The sequence below is a fragment of the Stenotrophomonas sp. YJH_SMC_37 genome, from assembly GCF_059370035.1.
This window is the reverse complement of sequence record NZ_JCAFTG010000013.1, coordinates 100825-121353: the sequence shown is the minus strand read 5'-3', so window position 1 is coordinate 121353 and position 20529 is coordinate 100825. Positions and strand designations below refer to the sequence as shown.

Annotated in this window: 20 protein-coding genes; 4 read left to right on the top strand and 16 right to left on the bottom strand. The window is 66.5% G+C overall.

What is annotated here, in order from left to right; genetic code table 11:
* From AC5P8J_RS17095 to AC5P8J_RS17030, 14 genes are all read right to left on the bottom strand, one after another.
* Positions 1-165: flagellin N-terminal helical domain-containing protein (locus tag AC5P8J_RS17095; protein ID WP_488349878.1), on the bottom strand; the 165-nt coding region annotated here is incomplete at its 3' end.
* 72 nt (positions 166-237) lie between these two features.
* Positions 238-1413 carry a flagellin gene (locus tag AC5P8J_RS17090; protein WP_494540133.1) on the bottom strand — a complete coding sequence of 392 codons (1176 nt, stop codon included), beginning with the start codon at positions 1411-1413 and terminating at the stop codon, positions 238-240.
* A gap of 395 nt (positions 1414-1808) precedes the next feature.
* The gene (flgL, locus tag AC5P8J_RS17085; protein ID WP_019659614.1) at positions 1809-3011 is read right to left on the bottom strand and encodes a flagellar hook-associated protein FlgL; all 1203 of its coding nucleotides are present in this window, start codon (positions 3009-3011) and stop codon (positions 1809-1811) included.
* Positions 3008-4888, bottom strand: coding sequence for a flagellar hook-associated protein FlgK (flgK, locus tag AC5P8J_RS17080; RefSeq protein WP_021201758.1), 1881 nt, complete (start codon positions 4886-4888; stop codon positions 3008-3010). The genes flgL and flgK overlap by 4 nt, the downstream gene beginning before the upstream one ends.
* Before the next feature lie 8 nt (positions 4889-4896).
* Complete coding sequence (gene flgJ / locus AC5P8J_RS17075) at positions 4897-6096, bottom strand: flagellar assembly peptidoglycan hydrolase FlgJ (RefSeq protein WP_206621684.1); 1200 nt, start codon at positions 6094-6096, stop codon at positions 4897-4899.
* 1 nt (position 6097) lies between these two features.
* Positions 6098-7234, bottom strand: a complete 1137-nt coding sequence (locus AC5P8J_RS17070) for a flagellar basal body P-ring protein FlgI (RefSeq protein ID WP_019659617.1) — start codon at positions 7232-7234, stop codon at positions 6098-6100.
* Between the two features lie 2 nt (positions 7235-7236).
* A complete protein-coding gene (gene flgH / locus AC5P8J_RS17065; RefSeq protein ID WP_494540134.1) occupies positions 7237-7929 on the bottom strand; it encodes a flagellar basal body L-ring protein FlgH in 693 nt (230 codons plus the stop codon).
* Positions 7930-7951: 22 nt separating this feature from the next.
* Positions 7952-8737, bottom strand: coding sequence for a flagellar basal-body rod protein FlgG (flgG, locus tag AC5P8J_RS17060; protein WP_005416457.1), 786 nt, complete (start codon positions 8735-8737; stop codon positions 7952-7954).
* A 102-nt stretch (positions 8738-8839) separates the two neighbouring features.
* Positions 8840-9589, bottom strand: coding sequence for a flagellar basal body rod protein FlgF (locus tag AC5P8J_RS17055; RefSeq protein WP_495216982.1), 750 nt, complete (start codon positions 9587-9589; stop codon positions 8840-8842).
* Between the two features lie 32 nt (positions 9590-9621).
* Positions 9622-10845 (bottom strand): flagellar hook protein FlgE, encoded by a 1224-nt coding sequence (gene flgE, locus AC5P8J_RS17050; protein WP_019659620.1) that lies wholly within the window; start codon positions 10843-10845, stop codon positions 9622-9624.
* A 32-nt stretch (positions 10846-10877) separates the two neighbouring features.
* Positions 10878-11561, bottom strand: a complete 684-nt coding sequence (locus tag AC5P8J_RS17045; protein ID WP_111104197.1) for a flagellar hook assembly protein FlgD — start codon at positions 11559-11561, stop codon at positions 10878-10880.
* 23 nt (positions 11562-11584) lie between these two features.
* Positions 11585-11992: a flagellar basal body rod protein FlgC gene (gene flgC, locus AC5P8J_RS17040; protein ID WP_005416461.1), complete on the bottom strand. Its 408-nt coding sequence runs from the start codon at positions 11990-11992 to the stop codon at positions 11585-11587.
* 3 nt (positions 11993-11995) lie between these two features.
* On the bottom strand, positions 11996-12391 hold the full coding sequence (flgB, locus tag AC5P8J_RS17035; RefSeq protein WP_005409576.1) for a flagellar basal body rod protein FlgB: 396 nt from the start codon (positions 12389-12391) through the stop codon (positions 11996-11998).
* A gap of 156 nt (positions 12392-12547) precedes the next feature.
* Positions 12548-13492, bottom strand: coding sequence for a chemotaxis protein (locus AC5P8J_RS17030; RefSeq protein ID WP_019659622.1), 945 nt, complete (start codon positions 13490-13492; stop codon positions 12548-12550).
* Positions 13493-13752: 260 nt separating this feature from the next.
* Between AC5P8J_RS17030 and flgA the strand changes: the two genes are divergently transcribed.
* The 4 genes from flgA to AC5P8J_RS17010 all read left to right on the top strand — a co-directional run bounded on the left by flgA (position 13753) and on the right by AC5P8J_RS17010 (position 16435).
* Positions 13753-14409: a flagellar basal body P-ring formation chaperone FlgA gene (flgA, locus tag AC5P8J_RS17025; RefSeq protein ID WP_019659623.1), complete on the top strand. Its 657-nt coding sequence runs from the start codon at positions 13753-13755 to the stop codon at positions 14407-14409.
* 75 nt (positions 14410-14484) lie between these two features.
* The gene (gene flgM / locus AC5P8J_RS17020; protein ID WP_019659624.1) at positions 14485-14790 is read left to right on the top strand and encodes a flagellar biosynthesis anti-sigma factor FlgM; all 306 of its coding nucleotides are present in this window, start codon (positions 14485-14487) and stop codon (positions 14788-14790) included.
* Entirely contained in the window at positions 14787-15125 is a 339-nt protein-coding gene (locus tag AC5P8J_RS17015; RefSeq protein WP_010485882.1) for a flagella protein, read from the top strand. The genes flgM and AC5P8J_RS17015 overlap by 4 nt, the downstream gene beginning before the upstream one ends.
* 89 nt (positions 15126-15214) lie before the next feature.
* Positions 15215-16435: an ATP-binding protein gene (locus tag AC5P8J_RS17010; protein WP_494540136.1), complete on the top strand. Its 1221-nt coding sequence runs from the start codon at positions 15215-15217 to the stop codon at positions 16433-16435.
* Positions 16436-16526: 91 nt separating this feature from the next.
* Here the strand turns inward: AC5P8J_RS17010 and AC5P8J_RS17005 are convergent, their stop codons facing one another.
* Together AC5P8J_RS17005 and AC5P8J_RS17000 are read right to left on the bottom strand one after the other, a co-directional pair.
* Positions 16527-18299, bottom strand: a complete 1773-nt coding sequence (locus AC5P8J_RS17005) for an EAL domain-containing protein (RefSeq protein ID WP_019659626.1) — start codon at positions 18297-18299, stop codon at positions 16527-16529.
* Between the two features lie 4 nt (positions 18300-18303).
* Positions 18304-20406, bottom strand: a complete 2103-nt coding sequence (locus AC5P8J_RS17000; RefSeq protein ID WP_495216980.1) for a PAS domain-containing sensor histidine kinase — start codon at positions 20404-20406, stop codon at positions 18304-18306.
* Positions 20407-20529 lie beyond the last annotated feature (123 nt).

The following is a 20529-nucleotide window of genomic DNA, read 5'->3' as shown; positions in this document are numbered from 1 at the left end:
GCCGAAGCGCTCCGAGATCGCCAGGCCGGCGGCGTCGTCCTTGGCGCTGTTGATGCGCGAACCGGAGGACAGGCGCTGGATGGTGGTGGCCAGCGAGCTGCCGCTGGTGCTCAGGTTGCGCTGAGCATTCAACGACATCGTATTGGTGTTGATGACTTGTGCCATGAGGAGAGGTCCTTGAGCGGTTGCACGTGAGTTGGGTTAGACGCCCCCGACGTGCCCCGGGGGCGGCTCATGTCAGCGCTGCAACAGGCTGAGCACGTTCTGCGGTACCTGGTTGGCCTGGGCCAGCATGGCCGTACCGGCCTGCTGCAGGATCTGGGTGCGGGTCAGTTCGGCGGTTTCCTTGGCGAAGTCGGTATCGCGGATACGGCTGCGCGAGGCGGACAGGTTCTCCGAGGAGGTCTGCAGGTTGGCCACCACCGAGGTGAAGCGGTTCTGGATTGCACCGAGATCGGCGCGGACGCTGTTGACCGACTCCAGGGCCTTATCGACCATGCCCAAGGCCTTCTGCGCACCGACGTAGTCGGAAACGTCTAGATCCTTGACAAAGCTCGACGTAGCGGTTGCAGCGACAGAGCTGGGAGTGGTCTTGGTGGAGTTGGCGAAGTTCAGCTGGGTAGCCCCATCGATTACCAGATCACGATCAGCCTGGACCGAGGTCAGCTTGAGACGGTAGGTATCGGGAGCCGGTGAGACGCCAGCAGTGGCCACGACCTCTGCATACACGCCAGCCTCGCCGATCTTGCTGTTGATCTGTGCAGCGGCGGATGCAGCGAACTCGGAGGTCGTCTTGCCGCTGATCGTGCCGATGGCCACACCGTTGATGGTGACGCCGCTCAGATCGGTGATGGTCGCAATGTCAGCAGTGCTGGCGACCGGGGCGGCGAACTTGCTGTTACCTAGCGCATCAGCCTTAGCATCCACCACGCTGTTGATCGCAATGGCCTGGCCCGCATTGGCGCCGACCTGGAATAGCTGGCTGGTGAACGAGCCGTCCAGCAGCTTGGTGCCGTTGAAGTCGCTCTGCTTGGCGACGCGGTCGATTTCGCTGACCAGCTGGGTCACTTCGGCCTGCAGGGCCTTGCGGTCGCTGCTGGAATTGGTGGCGTTGGACGCCTGCACGGCCAGTTCGCGGATGCGCTGCAGGTTATTGCCGACTTCGCTCAGCGAGCCTTCGGCGACCTGGGCCAGCGAGATGCCGTCGTTGGCGTTGCGGATAGCCACGTCCAGGCCACGGATCTGGGTGGTGAAGCGCTCGCTGATGGCCAGGCCGGCCGCGTCGTCCTTCGCGCTGTTGATGCGCAGGCCGGACGAGAGGCGCTGGATGGTGGTGGCCAGCGAGCTGCCGCTGGTGCTCAGGTTGCGCTGAGCGTTGAGCGACATCGTATTGGTGTTGATTACCTGTGCCATGGGGTCGTCTCCTCTTATATGGAACCCGTTGGTGAATGAAACGAAGCGCCGCCGGTTTTTTTGTGTGGCTGTGTGCTTCGCCGTTGCCAAATGAATAACGGCGCTTTGTCAACAACCTTTAGCCGTGAATTCCGTTGAAGTCGTAATTCGTTGCCGGAGGCTGTTTTTCCGGGGTTTTCCAACCCCGAAGGGGCGTGTAGGCGCACCCGGAAGGGGCGGTTGGGCAGGCCCAACCAGCGCTGATGAAGGTATCGGCGGGGTGGGGCCGGGCTTGATGGGCAATCACGGAAAATCCGCCGAGCGCTGTCTGGAATGCTCCGCGGCGACGGGCCACGGAAACGAAAAAGGCCGCGATGCAAGCATCGCGGCCTTTCGGGGCTGAGGCGGGGGTGCTGTCAGCCGATCTTGTTGAACAGCGACATCGACTGCATCTGCGAGAAGATCGTCTGTGCCGCCTGCAGCGCGGTGCTCTGCAACTGGTACTGGCTCAGCGCATCGGCGTAGTCCAGGTCGCGCATCTGCGACAGCGTGGTTTTCAGCGTCACGCTGTTGGCTTCGCGCATGTCGGCGGCGTTGTCCAGTGCCTTCAGTTGCGCGCCACCGGCCGCACGCGAATCGATCATCCGCTCCGACGCGCGCGCCACGTCACGCAATGCACTCTGCAGTTCGTTCTGCTGGGCGCTCATCTTCGCGGTGGTGCCGGTGTCGGCATCCAGTGCGGCGATCAGCTTGTCCATGGTGTCAAAGATGTCGCGGCTGCTCGCCGGCTTCACGTTGAAGCTGTCGCCCGCTGCCGGCGCGCCGGTAATCTGCAGCCGCACGCCGTTCACTTCCACGTTGTCACCTGCCTTGAAGGTGCCGGTGCCGGTCACGTTGCCGGCGCCATCCAGCACCTCGTACTGGTCGGCAGCGGTGAAGCGGATGCTGAAGGACTGCCCGTTCCAGCTGTCGCTGCCATCACGGGTGATGTTGGTCAGCACGCCGTTACCGGTGTTGCCCGCCGCAGCGGCGCCATCGACGAAGCCATCGCCGGTGGGGATGCGCATGAAGATTTCGCTGCCGGGCAGGGCATCGCGCACGTAGGTATCGGGGCCGACCTCGATCTGGCGCTGGGTCTGGTCACCGCGGTAGACCACCTTGCCATTGATCCTCGCAAACGGCGGATCGCCGTCGTTGGTGCCGCCGAATACATAGCGACCCGTGCCGTCCTCGGCGTTGGCTAGCGACAGCAGGCCGTCGCGGATCTGGTTCAGTTCGGTGATCAGCGTCTTCTTGTCGGACGCGCTCAGGGCGGGGTTGCTGGCCTGGATGGTCAGGTCGTTGACGCGCCCCATCAGATCATTGACCTGGGCCAGGGTGTTTTCCTGCACGCCCAGCCGGTTCTGCACGTTGCCGGCGTTGAGCTTCATCCGTTCCAGTGCGGCCAGGCTGCGGTCCAGTCCGACCGCTGCGCCGGCCCCGACCGGATCGTCCTTTGCGGAGACGATCTTGCTGCCGGTGGCGATCTGCTGCTCCAGGTGGCTGAGCTTGGCCTGCTTGGCCATCATCAGCGACACCGACTGGTTGTACATCATGCTGGTGGAGATGCGGCTGCTCATCGGCGGACGGCTCCCAGGATGGTCTGGAACATGCTGTCGGCGGTGGAGATCAGCTGCGAGGCGGCCTGGTAGGCCTGCTGCAGGCGCAGCATGTCGGCCGCTTCCTCGTCCAGGTTGACGCCGGACACTTCATCGCGCGCTTCCTGCGCCTTGTCGTTGATCACCAGTTGCGCTTCCAGCGAGTACTCGGCCGAACGGGCCGCAGCACCCACCTGGGTGGTGAGGCCACCCAGCGCGCCGTTCAGCGTCACCGTGCCGGCATTGAAGGCCTTGGCGCTCTCGACCTTGGCCAGCCTGGAGGCGTTGCTGTTGTCGGAGGAGCCGGCCGGCGTCGGGGTGATGTTGAAGGTGTCGCCGACCTTCGGCGCACCGTCCAGCACGAAGCTCCAGCCATTGGCGCTGATGGTCTGGCCGGGCGTGTAGGTCTGCGGCGGGCCACCATCGATGGTGTAGGTGGTGGCCGAGGTGAACACGATCGCGGCCGGATTGCGCAGGTTGGCGTTGCTCGAATCGGTCACGGTCACGCCACTCAGCTTGCCGGTGCCCGTGTTGGCCGTCGCGGCGGCGCCCTTTACCGCGGCAGCGGCTGCAATCCGGGACGGATCGGTGATGGCGATCTCCATGCTGCCGGCGACGCCTGCGGTGGGCTGCAGCAGGAATCGGTCGTTGGCAGCGGGGGTGCCGCCCACGACCAGCGTGACGCCGTTGATCACCAGCGGATCGGCGGCGGTGCCGGTGCCGGCCAGCGGAACGCTGGCGCCGGTGTCGGCCCGGCTGGCCTTCCAGTTGCTGCCATCGAACTGCAGCACCACGTTCTGCGCGTCCAGCTTGCCCAGGTCGCCATAGGTGGCGCTGAGGCTGGCGGTGCCGGTGTTGGCGTTGTTGGCGGTGACGCGTGGGTTGCCGATGTTGAAGAAGTCGCCCCCGAGCTGGCCATACATGTCCACGCCCTGGTGGTGGGCCTGGTTGAAGGTCTCGGCCAGGCCGACAGCCAACTTGCCCAGTTCGGCCTGGGCCGGGGTCAGCACGGTGTCGCGGAACTCCATCAGGCCGCCGATCTGGCCGCCTACTGCCTTCGGGTCGAGGCGGATGGTGTTGCCTTGCGTTTCCAGGGCCAGCTGCAGGCGCTCGGGCTGGTACGGGTCGGCCACGGTGGTGACCTTGGTCGCGGTGGTGCCCACCACCAGCGCGTTGCCGCCGGCGGTGTAGACATTCATGATGCCGCCGTCCTGGATCACCGCGGTGCCGCCGGTGTAGCCGATCAGCTGGGTGATCAGCTGGTCGCGCCGATCGAGCAGGTCGGGCGCGGCGGTGGCGATGTTGGTGCCGATCGCACCGTTGATCTGCGCGATCTCCTGCGCCAGGCGGTTGACCTCGGTGGCACCGGCCAGCAGGCCGTTGTTGACCTCGCTGTTGAGGTTGTTCAGGTGGGTGTTGAGCTGCACAAAGCGGTTGGCCAGGGCCTTGCCGCCATCGAGCATGTTCTGGCGATCGGCCGTGCCGGAGGCATTGGAGGACAGGCCACTGACCGAGTCGAAGAAGTTCGACCACACACCAGAGACATTCGTGGCCGCATCAGAGAACAGCGCGTTGACCCGGTCGGCCATGCCCGAAAGCTGTTTCAGGCGCGCCAGTTCACCGCTGCTGTCGAGCAGGCGCGAGATGGCCAGCTGGTCGGCGGTGCGGCGGATGTCGGTGATGCGGGTACCGTTGCCGACCGTGCCGTAGCCATAGTTCTGCGGATCGGCGGTGGCGAAGTTGACCTTCTGCCGGCTGTAGCCGGGCGTATTGAGGTTGGCCACGTTGTGGCTGGTGGTCGCCAACGCACGCTGGAAGGCGAGCAGGGCACCGGTACCGGTGGAAAGTACGCTGGACATGGGGTTCCTCAACGACGGGTGATACCCAGCGCCGCGGTCGCGGTGCTGGCGAAGGTCTGGCCAAGGCGCGAGCCGGCGTCTGCCACGGCGGCGACGGCGCGCTCGATGGTCGGGCCGCCGGCGATCGCGGCGATCTTGGCCGCGTAGCGCGGATCGGTGGCATAGCCGGCGCGCTGCAGGCCACGGGCGAAGCCCTGCACGTCGGTGCCGGCCTGCAGGGCCTGCTGGTAGCGCGGGCTGGTCTTCAGCAGGCGCACGTAGTCGGCAAAGCTCTCGGCCGGCGAACTGTAGGCGCGGAAGCTGGCGGTCTCGTTGCGGCGCACGCCATCGACATATTCATGGGTGCCGGCTACGGCGCGCTGGCCGTTCCAGCCATTGGCCTTGATGCCGAACAGGTTGTGCGAAGTGCTGCCGTCGGCATGCTTGATGTGGCGCTTGCCCCAGCCGGTTTCCAGCGCCGCCTGGGCGACCAGGGCGCGGGCATCCACGCCCAGTTCCTTGGCCGCACGCTGCGCGTGCTGCCAGATGCTGGCGACGAAGCCTTCCGGGGTGTGCTCGCCGAGCCGGGCGACAGCGGTGCGGGTCGCCATCGCATCGGCCGGGCTGATCGCGGTGCCGCGGTTGCTGGCGGTGGCCGACCACTGGTCGCTGTTGGCGGCCCAGTCCTCGCCCTGCAGGCTGCCGATGTACGGATCGTCGGTGCCCAGCGAGCGGTGCATGCTGCTGCTCTCGCGCCCGGCGATCAGGTCCAGGGCCTGCTCCATCGGCGCCACTGCCGCCTGCGCACCGTGCTGCGCACCGGCGGCCATCTGCTGCAGCAGGCGCACCGCCTGGCTGCCGTCTTCCAGTGGCAGCGACGGTGCCGGCCTGGCCGGTGCATTGAGCTGGTAAGCACGGCTGGCCTTGGCCGGATCCACGCGGGTATCCAGCGCCGGGCCATCGGCGGCCTGGCCGGACAGCTGCCGGCTGATCATGCTGGACAGGCCCAGGCCTTTGCCGCGGGTCATCGCCTCGGCAATCTTCTGGTCGTACATCTCGCGGAACATCTTGTTCTCGCCGGGAAACAGCGAGTCACCGAAGCTGGCGTCACGCATGCTCTTTACCAGCATCTGCGCGAACTGGCCTTCCAGCTGGCGCGCCACCTTGTCGATCCTTGCCGGATCGTTCTGTTGCGCCGGGTGCAGGTCGAATGCGGGATTGATGCGCATGTCAGATCACCTCGAGCTCGGCACTCAATGCGCCGGCCTGCTTCAGGGCTTCCAGGATCGCGATCAGGTCGCCCGGTGCCGCACCTACGGCGTTCACCGCATGCACGATCTCGTCCAGGGTGGTGCCGCCGCTGAACTTGAACATGCGGCTGCCGTCGTTGGTGGCGGTGATGGTGGACTGCGGGCTGGCCACGGTGCGGCCGCCGGACAGGGCATTGGGCTGGCTGACGTTGGTGTTTTCCTGGATGGTCACGGTCAGCGAACCGTGCGAGATTGCCGCGGGTCCCACGCGCACCTGCTGGCCGATGACCACGGTGCCGGTGCGCGAATTGACCACCACCTTGGCCGGGGCGCTGCCCGGGGTCAGTTCCAGGTTCTCGATGCGCGCCAGCAGGCCGACGCGTGCGCCCGGGTCGGTCGGCGCGGTGACCGCGACGGTCACGCCATCGATCGCGCGTGCCGCACCTTCGCCGAAGGCGTTGTTGAGCGCGGCGACCATGCGCGAGACCGTGGTGAAATCGTTGTTGTGCAGGTTCAAGGTGATGTCGCCGCCGTTGGCCAGCGGATCGGGCAGGGCACGCTCCACGGTGGCGCCGTTGGGGATACGACCGACGCTGGGCACGTTCACCGAGACACGGGAACCATCCTTGCCCTGCGCACCGAAGCCACCCACGATCAGGTTGCCCTGGGCGATGGCGTAGATCTGCCCGTCGGCCCCGCGCAGCGGGGCCATCAGCAGCGAGCCGCCGCGCAGCGACACCGCGTTGCCGATCGAGGACACCGTGATGTCGATCGGCTGGCCGGGCTTGGCGAACGGCGGCAGCTCGGCATGGATCGCAACGGCGGCCACGTTCTTCAGCTGCGGGTTGACGTTCGGCGGCACGTTCACGCCCAGCTCGCCGAGCAGGTTCTTCAGGCTCTGCACGGTAAAGGGCGCCTGGCTGGTGCGGTCGCCGCTGCCATCCAGGCCGACCACCAGGCCGTAGCCAACCAGTGCGTTGCCACGCACGCCGCCGACCTGTGCCAGGTCCTTGATGCGCTCGGCGCTGGCCGGGGCTGCCACGACCATCAGCATCAGCGCGACGAACGACGCCACGCGGCGCTGCCAGGAAGAAGAGGGGAGGAGTTTCATGGCCATACTCAGAACGGCGTCAGGCCGGAATTGAAGAAGCGGCTCAGCCAGCCCATCGCGTTGGACTGCGCGACCGGTCCGCGGCCGCCGTAGACGATGCGGGCCTCGGCTACGCGGCTGGAGGGAATGGTGTTGTCCTGGCTGATGTCGCCAGGGCGCACGATGCCCTGCACCTGCACCAGTTCATCGCCCTGGTTGAGCCGCAGGTTCTTCTGCCCCTGCACCACCAGGTTGCCGTTGGGCAGGCGCTGGATCACGGTGACCGTAACGCTGCCCTGCAGGCGGTTGCTCTGCGCGCTGCTGCCCTTGCCGGTGAAATCACGCTTGCCTTCCGCACTGGCGCTGAGGATGTCCTTGCCGCCCAGGGTGACCGGCGCGCCAAAGATGCTCGGGCTGCCCAGGCTCAGGTTGGACTCCTTGTTGGTGGCGGTGTTTGCACTGGTCTGCGCGGTGGTGCTTTCCAGCAGGGTGATGGTCAGCAGGTCGCCGACATCGCGTGCGCGGCGGTCTGAATACAGCTGCAGGGTCGGGCCGGCGGCATAGATCGCCCCGGCGGTGGGCGCGGCCTGCGGCGGCATGATCGGCTGGATCGGCGCCATCGCCGGGTAGGGGCGCACGTCGCCCGCGATCACGCAGCCACCGAGCAGGGCGGCCACGGTGCAGGCGAGGGCAGTGCGGGCAAAGTTGGAAATGGGCGACATGGCGGTTTCCCGGTTGGGCCGGTCAGATCTTGTTGTTGAGATAGCCGAGCATCGAGTCGGTGGTGGAGATCGCCTTGGCATTCATTTCGTAGGCGCGCTGGGTTTCGATCATCGACACCAGCTCTTCCACCACATTGACGTTGCTGCCTTCCAGCGCCCCCTGCACCACGGTGCCGAGGCCGTTCAGGCCGGGATTACCGTTCTGGGCCGGGCCCGAGGCCGTGGTTTCCAGGAACAGGTTCTCGCCGCGCGCCTGCAGGCCGGCCGGATTGACGAAGTCGGTCAGGGTCAGCGCACCGACTTCCACCGACGCGGCGTTGTCGGCCATCTTCACGCTGATGGTGCCGTCGCTGCCGATGGTGACCGACTGCGCGCCCTCGGGAATCTGGATGCCCGGTTGCACCGGGTAGCCGCTGTTGGTGACCAGCTCGCTGTCCTGGTTGATCTTGAACGAGCCATCACGGGTGTAGGCCGAGCTGCCGTCGGGCATCTGCACTTCGAAGAAGCCGCGGCCGTTGACCATCACATCCAGGGCGCGACCGGTCTGCTGCTGGCCACCCTGTTCGAAGTTCTTGGCGGTTGCTACCACGCGCACGCCGGTGCCCAGCTGCAGGCCGGTCGGCAGCTGCGTCTGCGCCGACGAAGAGCCGCCCGGCTGACGCACCTGCTGGTACAGCAGGTCTTCAAAACTGGCACGGTCCTGCTTGAAGCCGGTGGTGTTGGTGTTGGCGAGGTTGTTGGAAACCACCGACATGCGCATCTGCTGCGCATCCAGTCCGGTTTTCGCGATCCACAATGCCTGGTTCATCTTCGATGTCCTGTCTGGTGAAACCGGCCGCGTGGTGCGGCCCTTGTATGCGGGTGTGCAAGCGGTGTGCCAGCGCCGGCATCAGCCGGCGCCGGAATTCCGTCAACTGCCCAGGCGCAGCATGCTGTTGGCGCTGCGCGCGTTTTCGTCGCCGTGTTTGATCACCTGCACCTGCATTTCGTACTGGCGCTGCAGCTGGATCATCTGCACCAGTGCCCCGGCCGCATCGACATTGCTGCCTTCCAGCTGGCCGCTGTGCACTGCGGTGCCCTGTGCCGGTGCGAACGGCTGTTGCGGGTCGGTATTGCGGAACAGGCCATCCAGGCCGCGCTCGAGGCGCTCGTCCGGTGCCTGCACCACCTTGATCCGGCCGATCTGCGCCATGGTCTGCGGGCCTTCACCCTGCGGGATGATCGAGATCGTGCCGTCGGCACCGATCTCCATCGCCTGGTAGGGCGGAATGGCGACCGGGTTGTTGTTGTCATCCAGTACCGTGCGGCCGCCGGAGGTCACCAGCTGGCCATTGGGGGTGACCGACAAGGCCGCGCCGCGCGTATACGCCTCGCTGCCATCGCTGGCCTGCACCGCCAGCCAGGTGCCGCTCTGCAGCGCCAGGTCCAGCGGTTTGCCGGTGATGTGCTGCGCGCCGGGCGTGCGGTTGAAGCCAGCGTCGACGTGCAGCGCATCCACCCGCGAGGCAAAGCCGGGGCCGCGGATCGGGAAGGCTTCGGTGTTGGCCAGCGCTTCCTTGAAGCCGGGGGTGTCCGAGTTGGCGAGATTGTGGCTGAGCGTTCCCTGCGCCTGCAGGGAGGCGAGGGCACCGGTCATCGCCACGTAAAGGGCTTTATCCATGCGGGGAGTTCCGTGACAGGGTCAGCGGGTCATCAACGGATGTTGATGACCGTCTGGGTGATCTGGTCCTGGGTGGTGATCATCTGTGCGTTGGCCTGGAAGTTGCGCTGCGCGGTGATCATGTTGACCAGCTGCTCGGTGAGGTCGACGGTGGACGCTTCCAGCGAACCTGCCTGGATCTTGCCGAGGTTGGAGGTATCGGGCATGCCGGTGCGCGGCGTGCCCGACTCGAAGGTCTCGACCCACAGGTTGTTGCCCTTCGATTCCAGGCCCTGCGTGTTGTTGAAGGTCGTCAGCGCCACCTGGCCCAGCGGCTTGTCGTCGCCGTTGGAATAGCGGGCGTAGACCACGCCGGATTCGGACACGGTGATTTCATTGAGCTTGCCGGCGGCATAACCGTCCTGCTGGGTGTTGCGCAGCGCGAACTTCTCGCCGTACTGGGTCGAGCCGTTGATATCCAGCGTCATGTTCAGCTGGCCGGCGCCGGTGGTGGGGGTGAACGTGCCGAGGCCGACCTTGCCGTTGGCCGGGGCGGTCAGCTTGCCGCTGTTGTCGAAGGTGACCGCGGTCGGGGTGCCAGCGGGCTGGCCATCGACATAGTTGTGCACGGTCCATTCGTTGGGGTTGGCTCCCTTGACGAAGTACGAGACCTGGATGTGGCTCACGCCCAGCGAGTCGTACACGGTGATGCCGCCGCTGGAATGGTTGTAGCTGTTGGAATCGGCCGGGTCGAAGGTGGCCACCGTCGGCTGCTTGGCGTTGGCCGGCAGGGTGAAGCCGACCTTCACTTCGCTGGTCTGCTTCGGCGGGCTGTCGGTGGTCAGCAGCTGCAGGTCGACCAGGCGGCCGGCGTCGAAGTTGGTGCCATCGGCATTCGGTGCGAACACCTGCAGGCGCGCACCCTGCGGATTGACCACGTAGCCGGCCGAATCGGTCTGGAAGTTGCCGGCACGCGAATACACCCGCGAACCGTTCATGTTCATGGTGAAGAAGCCCTCACCGGAAATGGCCATGTCCAGGCTGCGCCCGGTCTGCTCGTTGTGGCCCTGGATGAACTGCTGGGCGACGTTGGAGACGCGCACGCCCGAGCCGGTCTGGTTCTTCGACAGGCCGTAGCTGGTGGAGGCGAACAGATCGGCGAACTCGGCGCGCGACTGCTTGAAGCCGGTGGTGTTGACGTTGGCGACGTTGTTGGCGGTGACGCTCAGGTCGGTGTTGGCGGCATTGATGCCGGACAGCGAGACATTGAAGCCCATGGGATGCTCCTGGTTGATGCGGGATGTGCGGCTCAGCTGACGCGGAGCACGTAGTCGATCGGGGCCGTGCCCAGGCCCTTGAGGTTCAGGTACAGGCCGTCGGAACCGACGGTCACGCTTTCCACCGGCGCCTGCACGTAGGTGGACAGCTTGGTGCTCTTGCCGGCGGTATCGACATGGTTGGCGACGATGGAGTACTTGCCCGGCTCCATGCGTTTGCCGTTGGCGTCCTTGCCGTCCCACTGGAAGGCGGTCTCGCCGGCGGCAGTGGCTTCCACGCTCAGCGAGGTGACCTTGGCGCCGTTGGCATCGGTGATGTCCACGGTGATGATGCCGGCCGACGGCGCGGCCACCGTGCCTTCGACGCTGCCCTCCTTCTCCAGTACCAGCTTTTCCGACGGCACCAGCACCTGGTGGCCGACCAGTGCCGCGCCACGCAGCACCTGGTCGCTGGCCATCGACTCCTGGAAGCCCTTCACCGTCTTGTTCAGATCGGTGATGCCCTGCACGGTGGACATCTGCGCCATCTGCGCGACCATCTGGGTGTTGTCCATCGGCTTCAGCGGGTCCTGGTGCTGCAGCTGCTCGGTCATCAGGCGCAGGAAATCGGCCTGGTCCAGCGTGTTCTTCTTCTTGGTGGCGTTGCTGTTCGGGGCGTTCAGACCAAGTGCGGTATAGACGTCCTGGTTGGTCTGGTTGCTGACGGCGGTGGTCATGGCGGTATCCGGTACTGCGGGCCTCAGCGGCCCATGGTCAGGGTGGCCAGGGCCAGTTCCTTGGCGGTGGTCAACATCTCCACGCCGGCCTGGTAATTGCGCGAGGTCGAGATCAGGTTGACCATCTGCGCCACCGGGTCGACGTCGGGCTGGTAGATGTAGCCATCGGCGTCGGCCAGCGGGTGGCCCGGCTCGTAGCGCTTGATCGGCGCGGCTTCGCTCTGGGTGATCTCCTTCACCTTCACCGAGGTGATGTTCGGATCGTTCTTGCTGGTGACGGCCTGGAAGATCGGTTCCAGCGGCTTGTACACGGCGTCGGCGGAACCGGCGACGGTGTCGGCGTTGGAGAGGTTGGAGGCGATGGTGCTCATGCGCACCGACTGCGCCTGCAGCGCGGAACCGGCGATATCGAAGATCGGCAGGTTGCTCATGGCTTATTGCCCCGTGATCGCGGTCAACATGGAACGCACCTTGCTCTCGACGAAGCTGAGCGAAGCGCGGTACTCGAGCGCGGCGCGGCCATAGGCCGCACGCTCGGCATCGGGATCAACGGTGTTGCCGTCCAGGCTGGGTTGCACGCCTTCGCGCGCGATCTGGAACGGATTCAGGCCACTACTGATTTCGTAGTGCTGCTCATGGGTGGTGGCCATCAGGCCGTTGGCATCCTGCCCCTGGGCGTGGCGCAGGGCGGCATCGAAGTCCAGGTCCTGGGCCTTGTAGCCGGGCGTATCGGCATTGCCGAGGTTGCTGGCGATCAGCTTCATCCGCTGTTCGCGCAACGGCATGGCCTGGGCGTGGACGCCCAGGTAGTCGGTAATCAGGTTGCGCACGGTGCACTCCCACGGGAACGTTGCCCGGGAAGCTGCAAGGGGTGTGCCAAAGCACGCGCGACATCGCGTCCGCCGGGCATGGCCCGGCGCTACCCCAGGGGTCGGGGAGGTTGTGGTAGCGCCGGGCCATGCACGGCGGAGACCCGTGACGCGGCCTTACGCCGCCATCGCGACCTTGCGCAGGCGGTCCAGCACGAAATCGGCCAGCTCGTGCGGCGAGTACTTGGCGACGAAGGCATTGGCGCCGACGCGCTCGACCATCGCATTGTTGAATACGCCCGACAGCGAGGTATGCAGCAGCACGTACAGGCCGGCAAGGCCAGGGTGGCGCCGGATTTCCGTCGTCAGCGTATAGCCGTCCATGGCCGGCATTTCGATGTCCGAGATGACCATGGCATAGCGCTCGGCCGGGTTCTCGCCCGAGGCGTGGATCTGCAGCAGATGGTCCAGCGCCTGCTTGCCATCGGAAAGCAGGGTGGCGCCAACGCCCAGCTGGTCCAGCACGCTGCGGATCTGCTGGCGGGCCACGCGCGAATCGTCCACCACCAGCACCTGCAGCTGCGGGCCATCGGCAGGCATTGCCATTGCTGGATCGAGTACGGCATCACCGCGTACCTGGGCGATATCGGCCAGCACGCTTTCAACGTCGATCACCTGGATCAGCTCACCCTGGAAGCGGGTCACCGCCGTCAGGTAGCTCGATTCGGCACCCAGTTCCGGCGGCGGGTGGATGTCTTCCACCGCGATGTTGACGATGCGCTCCACGCCGCTGACCAGGAAGCCCTGGATCGAACGGTTGAATTCGGTGACGACCAGGTAGCCAGGCGAGGTGTCCGCGTCAGGCTCACGCTCGGGGTGGCCGATGGCCAGGCCCAGGTCGAGCACCGGCACCGAGCGGCCGCGTACGTCGGCCACGCCGGCAAACTGGCTGGGCAACCCGGGCACCTGGAACAGCTCCGGGCGCCGCAGGACTTCCTGCACCTTGAAGACATTGACGCCAAAAAGCTGACGTCCGCCGAGACGGAACAGCAGCAGCGCCAGGCGGTTGTGGCCGGCCAGTCGGGTTCGCTGGTCGATCCGGTTGAGCAGGTCATGGGACATGGCTGCTGTATCGGCGGGGTGGGCGCCAAACTTGAGGGCGCTCTGCCGCCTGCGCGGTCCGCACCGCGTTTGTAGAGTCGACTGTCAGTCGACCGCTCTTCGATCCGATCACGGGAAACCCCGTGCTTCGCGCGAAAGTCGACTGACAGTCGACTCTACCCATCCGGTCGCGTCCCCATCCCGGATCCGATCAACGGGTCCCGGCGCTCTGGCACACCCCTTGCACGCACCAGGGCCAGATTCCATCGACAGGAGGCGCCATGCGCCGGGTCACACCTCTATTCGCCATCGTGCTCGCCGCAGCCGCGCCATGGGCAGCCGCTGCAGAGTGGCAGCCGGTTGCCAGCATCCGCGCGGCGGCGTTGTCGACGCTGCCTGCCGGGAGCGAGGGGGAGGCGCAGGTGGCCGATGCGCTGCGCCTGCCCAAGTGTGGCGGCGCGCTGCAGGTGCAGCCCACCGCCAACACCACGGTGGAAGTCAGCTGTCCCGACGCCGGTGGCTGGCGCCTGTTCGTGCCAGTGAAAGTGCGGCGCAACCAGACCGTGCTGGTGCTCAACCGCGGAATCGGTACTGGAGAAACCCTTACCGCTGCCGATATCACCACTGCCCAGCGTGATGCCGCCCGGATTGCCGGTGCGGTGCTGGCCGATCCCAACGCAGCGATCGGCCGCATCGCCCGCCGTCCGTTGCAGGCCGGGGCCCTGCTGTCGAGCAACGATCTGGTGGTGCAGCGTCTCATCAAGCGAGGAGACAATGTGGCGCTGGTCTCGCGTCGCGGCTCGGTCGAGGTCCGTATTGCAGGCCGTGCGATGGGTGACGCGGGTGAGAACGAGCGGGTCTCGGTCGAGAACCTGTCCTCGCGGCGGATCGTGCAGGGCACGGTCGACGCCGCCGGTGACGTAATCGTGGCGCGTTGAATTACCGCAGAATATCCCTAAAGATCACGGCCCTGCGGCCGTTATCCCATGTGAACGGCAACTCCAGGACACCCCATGAGCCAGAAAATCGACGGCAACCTGCAGGTCCCCCAGGCCCTGCGCAGCGTGACGACCCCGGCCAACAAGCCCGGTGTAAGCACCGATGCGGCGGCACGCCCGGTCGAGGCGGCCGACAGCCTGCGCCTGACCGGCGAGGCCACCAATCTGCAGGCCATCGAGCGTGAGCTGACCACCGCCCCGGCAATCGACGCCCAGCGCGTGGCCGCCGTGCGCGAGGCGCTGCAGAACGGCACCTACAAGATCAATCCGGACGCGATCGCATCGCGCATGCTCGAGCTGGACCAGCAGCTGCACGGATGACTGCGGCGATGAGCGAGCCGCTGCAGCGTCTTGCCCAGGCCCTGGACGTTGAACGCCAGGCCCTGGTCGAGCACGACGTGCACGCCCTGATCCGGGCCACCGGCGCCAAGCTGGAAGCGCTGCGTGCGCTGGAAGGCGCGCCGCCGGTCGGGGAAGGCGAGCAGCTGCAGGAACTGGCCGAACGCAACCGCGCCAACGGCGTGCTGCTGTCGCGCCGGCGCCGCGAGGTCAACTGGGCCCTGCGCCAGCTCGGGCGCACCGAAGATGCCTCGGCCTACGATGCCAAGGGGCAGGCGCACACCGTCACAGCGCGCCGCCCACTCGCCGTCGCCTGAGGCGGCGCTCGAACAACCCCATCACGCGGGCTGAAGCCCGCTGCACGAGCGCGTATATTGGGCGTCTGTTCGAATGCCCCCGAGTCGCCGTGTCCGCTGCCAACGCCCTGGTTACCGCCCCCCTTCCGCCACAGCCGGTACTGCAGGCCCTGCTTGAGCGCCTGCGCGAAGGGCTGCTGCTGTTCACCGAAGACGGGCAGGTTGCGCTGGCCAATCCAGCCGCGCAGAACCTGTTGGCAAGCGGTGAGGATGGTGCATTGCCGCCCCCGCAGCGGCTTCGCGAGCTGCTGCCCCCCGATGCGCTGGAACACGCGCGCCAGCATGGTCACTGGAACGGCAGCCTGCCGCTGGGCGAGGGCGTGGTCATCGCCCACCTGTATCACCACGGCCCGGTGCGGCAGGGGCACTTCCTGGCCTTGTTCCGCCATATCGAAGGACAGGAAGACTACGAGCGAGAACTGCAGCAGCGCCACGCCGAGCTGCGCCAGGCCTACCTGCGGCTCAACGGTACCCAGGAGAAATTGCTGCAATCGGAGAAGATGGCCTCGATCGGCCAGCTTGCTGCCGGCGTCGCGCACGAGATCAATAATCCGATCGGCTACGTGCACTCAAACCTGGGCAGCCTGCAGGAGTACCTGCGCAGCCTGTTCACCGTGATCGAAGCCTACGAACGCGCGTTGCGTGCGCCGGACCCGAAGGCGCTGATCCCGGAGATCGATGACATCCGTGACCGCCTGGACATCGATTTCATCAGCCGCGACCTGCCGCAGCTGATGGCCGAATCGCGCGAAGGCATCGAACGGGTGACGCGCATCGTGCGTGATCTGAAAGACTTCTCGTATTCCGGGCGTGACGAGTCGTGGAAGCTGGTCGACCTGCACGCGGGCCTGGAATCGACCATCAACATCATCTGGAACGAGCTCAAGTACAAGGTCACCCTGGTACGCGAGTTCGGCCAACTGCCGCTGGTGGAATGCCTGCCATCGGAGTTGAACCAGGTCTACATGAACCTGCTGCTCAACGCGGGCCATGCCATCGCCGAGCGCGGCACGATCACCGTGCGCACCGGCGTCGATGGCGACCAGGTGTGGGTCGAATTCGAGGACACCGGCGGTGGCATCTCGCCGGAACTGCGCCAACGCATCTTCGATCCGTTCTTCACCACCAAGCCGGTGGGCAGTGGCACGGGCCTGGGCCTGTCGATCTCCTACAGCATCATCAACAAGCACCATGGCCGGATCGACCTGGACAGCACCCCGGGCGTGGGCTCGCGCTTCCGCGTGGTGCTGCCGGTGAAGCAGCCGCGCTGACCGCTTCGGGTAGTGCCGGCCGCTGGCCGGCAACCTCACTAACCCCGTCACGTAGCAGCCGGCCAGCGGCCGGCTCTACCAGGCTGGATCGTTACCGCAGCGGGCGGTCCTCGCCGCCGTCTCCGCTCTCCACCGGCGCCGGTCCGGCGTTGCTGCGGCGCTGTTCCTCGTACGTGCGGAACGCCTGGTGGATATGCTTGCGCAGCTCGTCGTCGTTCCATGGCTTGGTCAGGAAGCGGTAGATCGCGCCGCGGTTGATCGCATCGGTCACCGTGTTCAGATCGGTATAGCCGGACAGCACCAACCGGATCGTGTCCGGGTACAGCATCTTCACCCGGCCGAGGAACTCGGTGCCGCTCATGTCGCTCATGCGCTGGTCGGACAGGATCACCTGCACGTCGTTGATCGCCAGCAGGTCGAACGCATCACGCACGTTGCCGGCCGCCAGGATGCGGTAGCCGTCGCGACGGAACAGCCGCACCAGCGATCGCAACACGTTCTCTTCGTCGTCCAGCAAGAGCAGCGTGCGGTCGGGACGGGTCTCGGCGAAAGCTTCCGGGCGCAGGTAGCGGCGGCGCAGGGTCATGCCTGCGGCATCGGCCGACATCGGTTCGCCGAACAGGTAGCCCTGGAACACATCACAGTCGTTGCGACGCAGGAAGCCAAGCTGCGCCTGCGATTCAACGCCGTTGGCGATCACCGTCATGCCCAGCTGATGGCCCATGGCGATGATCGCGCGGGCGATGGCCGCCTCGCGGTTGCCGGCCGGCGCGCTCTTGATGAAGCTGCGGTCGATCTTCAGCTTGTCCACCGGGTAGCGCACCAGCGCACTGAGACTGGAGTCACCGGTGCCGAAGTTGTCCAGGCTCAGGCTGATGCCCTCGTTGCGCAGGTTGGCCAGCGTCTCATGCACGAAGTTGACGTTGTTGGTCAGCGCGCTTTCGTTGATTTCCAGCGTCAGCATCTGTGCCGGTATGCCCGCGGCCTGGATCAGGCCCATCACTTCGGCGAAGAAGTTCGGCCGCAGCAGCTGCAGGGTGGAGACGTTCACCGCGATGGTGAAATCGTCGAAGCCTTGGTCGCGCCACAGGCGGGCCTGCTTGAGTGCACCTTCCAGCACCCAGGTGCCGATCTGCACGATGATGCCCAGCCGCTCGGCGGTGCGCATGAAGCGCTCCGGCACCAGCATGCCCAGCGTCGGTGACTGCCAGCGCAGCAGCGCTTCCATGCCGACCACGTGGCCATCGCGGGCGCTGACCAACGGCTGGTAGCGCAGTTTCAGTTCGCCGTTGGGAATGGCATCGACGATCTGCCGCGCGATGATGCTCTCGCTGTGCGCGCTCGGCGGCGTGTCCACGGCGTGGATGCGCACCGCGTTGCCGCCCTCGCGGGCGGCCTGGTACAGCGCATCTTCGGCGTGGTCCAGCAGGCGTGAAACGTTGCTGGCATGCTCCGGGCACAGGCTCACGCCCAGCTTGCCGGTCATGAACAGCGTGTACGGCAGGACCGACAGCGGCAGTTCCATCTGCTGCCGGATTTCCTCGGCGAAATCCTCCGGCAGTGGCACCTCGGCTGTGCGTGGCACCGCGATCAGGAACTCGTCGCTGCCGTGGCGCCACAGTTTGCCGCGCCCTCGCAGGTAGGACTGCAACCGCTGCGCAACCAGCACCAGGGCCTGGTCACCTACCTCGGCGCTCATGTTTTCGTTGACAGAGGCGAAGTGGTCGATGTCCACATGCATCAGCATGAGTGCGGTACCGCCCGAGGCCGCCTCGGCGACCATCACCTGCAACTCGGGGTTGCCGGCACCGAGGCGATCAGGCGCATCATCGATGCTGACCGGGGGCTGGTTGGGATTCCACATAGGCTCAGTAGTCCGCTGACTCGGCGGCGGCCATGCTGGCTGCCTGGTAGGGGAGATGAACGTCGATCAGGGTGCCTTCACCGTGCGCGGATTCGATCCGTACATGGCCACCGACGCTCTGCGCACGCTCGCGCATCACGATCAGGCCCAGTCCGCGCGGGCCGTCGGGGTCGAAACCCTCGCCGTCGTCGCGGATCTGCAGGTGCAGGCCGCGCTGGCCGACGTCGCGCAGCTGCAGCTGTACCTGGCTGGCACGGGCGTGGCGCAGCACGTTGGTCAGGCTTTCCTGGGCAATACGGAAGCAGGCCTGCTCGATGCTGTTGTCGGGACGGTGCGGCAGCGGCTCGATCTCGGCCAGCAGCTCCACCGGCGAGGAACGGAACAGTACCCGTGCCTGCCAGCTCAGCGCCGCTTCCAGGCCCAGTGCGTCCAGCTGCGGCGGCCGCAGCAGGGTAGAGATGTCGCGCAGCTTGGCCACCGTGGTATCGGCCAGGCTGACGATCTGTGCCAGGTCCTCACCGCGGCGTTGCGGATCGTCCTCGTCCTGCGCGGCATAGGCAGACAGCTTGATCGCCGTGATCGCCTGGCCGATATCGTCGTGCAGGTCGCGCGAGATCGCGCGGCGCTCATCCTCCTGCAGCGAGAACAGGCGGCCGGCCATGGCCTGCAGTTCGCGGTTGCTGGTTTCCAGTGCGCTGCGGATGCGTTCGGAATCACTGAGATCGCGCACGATCAGCAGCTTGCAGTCGCGGCCGCCATAGCGCACCTCGCCCACTGCCAGGCCGGCATGGAAGCTGCGGCCATCTGCGCGCTGCATCGCCACCACGCTGCTGTGGCCCGGCCCCAGGTGCAGCTGGCCCGCACGCAGCTGGCTGCGCACGCGGGCCAGATCGGCGCTGTCCACCAGTGCCGAAAGCGGTTCGCCCAGCAAGGTGTGGCTGCCATAGCCGAACAGGCTGGCGGCCCAGGCGTTGGCGTACAACACGTGTTCGTCGGCGAGGATCACCACACCATCGGGCAGCACCCGCACCAGCTCGCGGAACTGTTCCTCGCGCTCGCGCAGCAGGCGACGCGACTGCTCGCGCTCGGTCACGTCCTGCAGGGTGCCCAGCACGCGGCTGCGGCCAGCTTCATCGATACCGCTGGCGGCGCGCAGGTGCACCATCAACGCGCGCCCGTCCATCGACAGGACGGGCAGCAGCACGTCCACCTGCACCGGCTCGCCGGAGCATAGTTCGGCCAGCAGCTGTTCGGTCTGGGTGGCAGTGGCCGGATCGGCCGGCACCAGCAGTTCGTCGAAGCGGTGCCAGCGGCGGGCCTCGGGCGGGCGGCGGCCAAGCAGCCGGTAGACCTGGTTGGAGTAGCGACCCAGCCCGGTGGACGGGTCCAGCTCCCAGGCGCCGATACGGGCCAGCTCGTGGGCTTCCTCGACCCGGGCCAGCGCCTGGTCGCGGCGCAGCTGGGCCAGGTCTTCGGCGGTGCGGTCGATGGCAATCAGCAAGCGGGCGTTGTGGCCGTCATAGCTGATGGCGTTGGACCGCAGCTCCATCTGCCGTAGCGAGCCATCACGCAGTTGCAGCTGGGCACGCAGGATGCAGAGCTCCTGCGGCGCCTCGCGGATCGCCTCCAGCTTGGTCTGCAGTGCCTGGTCCTGGCCGGGCGGCCACAGCACGTCGATGGTCTTCTCCAGAAGGTCACCGCGCTCCCAGCCGAACGCGCTGCAGGCAGCCGGATTCGCGTCGAGGATCGCCAGCGTGTCCAGGTCGTAGACCAGGATCGGGCCGGGATTGCCCTCGAACATCTGCCGCAGGCGCAGCTCGGAGGCCTGTTGGCGCGCGTGGGTGTGCAGCACGTGCTCGGCCAGCGGGCGCAGCAGCAGATACAGCAGGCCTGCGCTGGCCAGGGCGAAGAACGAGCCCTTCAGGCCCTGCCACAGTGCCGCCTGCTGAGGATCGGGCACCAGCGCCTGCACCACGCTGTCGGTAGAGATCATCCAGGCCAGCGCCATCACCAGGTAGCTCAACACCACCCGGCGCCGGTCACGGCTCAGCGCCTGCGCCATCCGCGGGTCGGGAACAGGGGCGTTGCCGGTCGGTTCTGCAGGCATGGACGAGGCGGGTGACAGGGGCGCTGGTCATCTTACCCCGCAGCGCGCCGTGACCACTCAATTATCCGCCGCAGGCGCCGTTAACCACTGCGTGCCCCGCTGACGGGCGTGTCATCCGGAGCA

What these genes read in the sequence shown, in the direction of transcription:
- AC5P8J_RS17090 (WP_494540133.1), bottom strand. Translation starts at nt 1,413, where the DNA reads ATGGCACAGGTAATCAACACCAATACGATGTCGCTCAACGCTCAGCGC.
- flgL (WP_019659614.1), bottom strand. Translation starts at nt 3,011, where the DNA reads ATGAGCAGCCGCATCTCCACCAGCATGATGTACAACCAGTCGGTGTCG.
- flgK (WP_021201758.1), bottom strand. Translation starts at nt 4,888, where the DNA reads ATGTCCAGCGTACTTTCCACCGGTACCGGTGCCCTGCTCGCCTTCCAG.
- flgJ (WP_206621684.1), bottom strand. Translation starts at nt 6,096, where the DNA reads ATGCGCATCAATCCCGCATTCGACCTGCACCCGGCGCAACAGAACGAT.
- AC5P8J_RS17070 (WP_019659617.1), bottom strand. Translation starts at nt 7,234, where the DNA reads ATGGCCATGAAACTCCTCCCCTCTTCTTCCTGGCAGCGCCGCGTGGCG.
- flgH (WP_494540134.1), bottom strand. Translation starts at nt 7,929, where the DNA reads ATGTCGCCCATTTCCAACTTTGCCCGCACTGCCCTCGCCTGCACCGTG.
- flgG (WP_005416457.1), bottom strand. Translation starts at nt 8,737, where the DNA reads ATGAACCAGGCATTGTGGATCGCGAAAACCGGACTGGATGCGCAGCAG.
- AC5P8J_RS17055 (WP_495216982.1), bottom strand. Translation starts at nt 9,589, where the DNA reads ATGGATAAAGCCCTTTACGTGGCGATGACCGGTGCCCTCGCCTCCCTG.
- flgE (WP_019659620.1), bottom strand. Translation starts at nt 10,845, where the DNA reads ATGGGCTTCAATGTCTCGCTGTCCGGCATCAATGCCGCCAACACCGAC.
- AC5P8J_RS17045 (WP_111104197.1), bottom strand. Translation starts at nt 11,561, where the DNA reads ATGACCACCGCCGTCAGCAACCAGACCAACCAGGACGTCTATACCGCA.
- flgC (WP_005416461.1), bottom strand. Translation starts at nt 11,992, where the DNA reads ATGAGCAACCTGCCGATCTTCGATATCGCCGGTTCCGCGCTGCAGGCG.
- AC5P8J_RS17030 (WP_019659622.1), bottom strand. Translation starts at nt 13,492, where the DNA reads ATGTCCCATGACCTGCTCAACCGGATCGACCAGCGAACCCGACTGGCC.
- flgA (WP_019659623.1), top strand. Translation starts at nt 13,753, where the DNA reads ATGCGCCGGGTCACACCTCTATTCGCCATCGTGCTCGCCGCAGCCGCG.
- flgM (WP_019659624.1), top strand. Translation starts at nt 14,485, where the DNA reads ATGAGCCAGAAAATCGACGGCAACCTGCAGGTCCCCCAGGCCCTGCGC.
- AC5P8J_RS17015 (WP_010485882.1), top strand. Translation starts at nt 14,787, where the DNA reads ATGACTGCGGCGATGAGCGAGCCGCTGCAGCGTCTTGCCCAGGCCCTG.
- AC5P8J_RS17005 (WP_019659626.1), bottom strand. Translation starts at nt 18,299, where the DNA reads ATGTGGAATCCCAACCAGCCCCCGGTCAGCATCGATGATGCGCCTGAT.
- AC5P8J_RS17000 (WP_495216980.1), bottom strand. Translation starts at nt 20,406, where the DNA reads ATGCCTGCAGAACCGACCGGCAACGCCCCTGTTCCCGACCCGCGGATG.